Raw genomic sequence first — 3,320 nt, 5'->3', positions numbered from 1 at the left:
TTTCATAATTAATACAAACCGTATCATAGTGTATTAAAAAAGTCAAGCATAACAAGTTTAAGCGTTTTTTTTAAAACCAAATATCTACCTTCTAAATAAGGGGAAGCAGGCACACAAAGGGCGTTGCCCCGCACTATTTCTTTTAAAAAGTGCGGGATAAACTCCATGCCCGAAGGGGATGAAGCCACCTGCCTGTCCCGATAAATCGGGGGCTGTGACAGCGGGAGGGAGGGGAGTCGTTAAATGCCTTTAAAAATAAATACTTCCGTACTAAAATGGGCGCAGAAATTCATTAAAGAAACAAGGTATTCAGAATCCGACATGCAAATAAATTTTTATTGTTCAACAAGTTTAGACATTTTAAAATCTTCTGATTCTGTCGGCAGGCACAAAAAAATTCAGGGGAAAACGGCTCAGCCGTTTTCCCCTCACGATTTCAACTTATCAGTTTGCAGCGTACAGAATGGTGGCGGTGGCTGGACTCGAACCAGCGACGCCGCGGATATGAGCCGCGTGCTCTGACCGACTGAGCTACACCGCCAAGCATTGAACACGCATAGCGAGCGGATGAAAAAATATACCCTTTTCCACTCGGGTCAAAGAATCCCCGCCTTTTAAAGTGGAATTCTTCAAAATTAACAGAATATGCGCTCCGAAGTCAACGCCAAATCACTCATCTTAACCCTCCTTATTCCTCCACCGTATTGTCAAAACTTAACCACAGAGGACCTCCAATACTCCATTTCCCAAGACATCTCTCTGTGCTCGCTGTGGTTTAAAATGTGTGGAACCCAAAAATTCCCCTTGACATTTATTAACTACCATAGTAGTTAATAAAGCATGAAATCAACCCAATCAAAACTGACCAGACTTGGCCTGTCCGAGTACGAGGCAAAGGCATATCTGGCCCTGCTCAAGGAGAGCCCATCAACTGCCTATGAGATAGCAAAGGCCTCAGGGGTGCCGACATCAAAGGTCTATGAAGTGGTAAAGAGGCTTGAAGGCAGAGGCATGATTCAGGTGATTCGAGGGGAACATGTGAAGATGTTTGTCCCGGTGAGTCCAGATGAGTTCATAGGAAATTACAGGGCTGCCATTGAGAGCAACCTACAGTCTCTGAAGGGTGAATTAAAAAGTTTCAAGGGTATGATCGACGAAGGCTACATATGGAATATAAGGGATTATGAAGGCCTTATTCTTAAGGCAGGCAGGATGATAGAAACTGCAAAAGAAAAGATACTGCTTTCCCTGTGGCCGTTTGAGCTAACCCGCATCGAGAATCCCCTTAAAAGTGCCGAAGAAAAAGGGCTGTCCATAGCAGTCCTTCATTATGGGGCAACTAATATCAGGATCGGACAGATACACAAACATCCGGTTGAGGATACTCTTTATGCAGAAAAGGGCTGCAGGGGGTTTGCCCTTGTAACCGATTATAGGGAAGTGCTCATCAGTAGGATAGAAGGCGAAAGGGCTGAAGCAATATGGAGCTTAAACCAGGGAATCATTACCATCGTGGAAGACTATATAAGACATGACATATATCTCATGAAAATTATTAAGCGCTTTGACAATATATTGAAAGACAGGTTTGGTGTAAAGTATGAAATGCTCAGGGATGTTTTTAAAGATGAGGATGTTCATAAATAAAGGCCCTGATGATAAACCATCAGGGCCTGCAGGTTCAGGAATCTATACCTTTACTACATTAACTGCTTTTGGGCCTTTAGAGCTATCTTCGACTTCAAAGTTTACTTCCTGGCCTTCTGACAGGGACTTGAAACCATTGTCCTGAATGGATGAGTAATGAACAAAGACATCGCTTCCATTTTCTCTTGTAATAAAGCCAAAACCCTTGGCCTCATTGAACCATTTAACAGTTCCTTTTTCCATGCGCTGCACCTCCTTATAAAATACTGGAAGATTCCAGACATAAAAAGGCCGCAAAGCTCAAAGTCTTTGCGGCCTTAATTTACTACAAAAACTTCCGGAACTTCTACAGGAAGATTACACAAATCATAGACTTATGTCAAGATTTATTTTACGGCCGAAGAAGGAACCGAGTAATTTATTGGTATTATTAAATTTTAAAGTTCGTTTAGAGCTAAAAGCCGTATTCCTGCCACCTTAAATCAACAAGTCTTTTGATTTCTTCTGACATCGTTATATCATTGGGCCATTGTCTTTTGAAGCCCTCTGATGGCCATTTTTTTGTGGCATCAATGCCCATTTTGCCTCCATAGGCAGGGATATCTGAGGCGTGTTCAAGGACATCGAGAGGTCCTTCTACAATTACTACATCCCGCTTCGGGTCAACATTATTCCCGATCCTCCAGACAACCTCTGATAAGTTCTGGACATCTACCCATTTATCCACCACCGCAATCATTTTCGTAAAGCTCATCTGTCCCATGCCCCAGAGGGCATACATAACCTTTCTTGCATGACCTGGATATCGCTTGTCAATTGAAACAATTGCAATATTATGAAACACCCCTTCAAGGGGAAGATTCATGTCAACTACCTCGGGAAGTTGCATCTTTAACAATGGAAGGAAAATCCTCTCTGTGGCTTTTGCAATGTAGCAATCCTCCATCGGAGGCTTACCGACTATTGTTGCAGGATAGATGGCATCTTTACGATGTGTAATGCAGGTGATGTGGAATACCGGAAACTCATCCTTTAATGAATAATATCCTGTGTGGTCTCCAAAAGGCCCCTCGGCGCGCCTTTCGCCAGGCTCGCAAAAACCCTCAAGCACTATTTCAGAATTTGCAGGCACTTCTAAATCAACAGTCTCACATTTTATTAGCTCCACAGGAGATTGCCTCAAGAATCCTGCAAAGAGCATTTCATCCACTCCCTCTGGCAGCGGGGCTGTTGATGCATACATGGTGGCAGGGTCAGAGCCTAAAGCCACAGCAACCTCGAGCCTTTTACCCGTTCTCTCTGCATTTCGGTAATGTTTTGCTCCGTCTTTATGGATATGCCAGTGCATACCGGTTGTTCGACTATCATAGACCTGCATCCTGTACATCCCGCAGTTGCGTGCTCCTGATTCAGGGTCTTTGGTAAAGACCATTGGCAGTGTGATAAACCTGCCGCCGTCTTCAGGCCATGTCTTAAGTATGGGCAGTATATTGAGGGAAGGATTATCTTTTATTACCACCTCTTTGCACGGGCCTGATTTAACATATTTCGGAAGGAAGTCAGAAAGCCTTTTAAGTTTTGGCAGGGCCTTGAGTTTCTCAATTAAGTTTGTCGGAATTTCAGGTGCAAGAAACTCAAGCATCCTCTCGCCTATATCATCGAGGCTTCCTACC

Annotated in this window: 3 protein-coding genes and 1 tRNA gene; 1 reads left to right on the top strand and 3 read right to left on the bottom strand. The window is 43.6% G+C overall.

The features are described 5' to 3' along the window. Nucleotides 1–464: 464 nt before the first annotated feature. Nucleotides 465–541: transfer RNA gene (locus tag HZC12_01310), tRNA-Met, on the bottom strand. A 299-nt stretch (nucleotides 542–840) separates the two neighbouring features. On the opposite strand from HZC12_01310, the gene HZC12_01305 reads away from it, so the two are divergent. Then, a complete protein-coding gene (locus tag HZC12_01305; GenBank protein ID MBI5025370.1) occupies nucleotides 841–1,647 on the top strand; it encodes a TrmB family transcriptional regulator in 807 nt (268 codons plus the stop codon). Nucleotides 1,648–1,689: 42 nt separating this feature from the next. Here HZC12_01305 and HZC12_01300 read toward each other — a convergent pair whose 3' ends face one another. Together HZC12_01300 and HZC12_01295 are read right to left on the bottom strand one after the other, a co-directional pair. After that, nucleotides 1,690–1,890, bottom strand: coding sequence for a cold-shock protein (locus HZC12_01300; protein MBI5025369.1), 201 nt, complete (start codon nucleotides 1,888–1,890; stop codon nucleotides 1,690–1,692). A gap of 211 nt (nucleotides 1,891–2,101) precedes the next feature. Next, a partial coding sequence (locus HZC12_01295) for a menaquinone biosynthesis decarboxylase (protein MBI5025368.1) occupies nucleotides 2,102–3,320 on the bottom strand: 1,219 nt, incomplete at its 5' end.

It is taken from the genome of Nitrospirota bacterium (assembly GCA_016214385.1).
Taxonomy (GTDB): domain Bacteria; phylum Nitrospirota; class Thermodesulfovibrionia; order UBA6902; family JACROP01; genus JACROP01.
The sequence above is the reverse complement of the archived record's forward strand: the minus strand, read 5'-3'. Positions and strand labels throughout refer to the sequence as shown.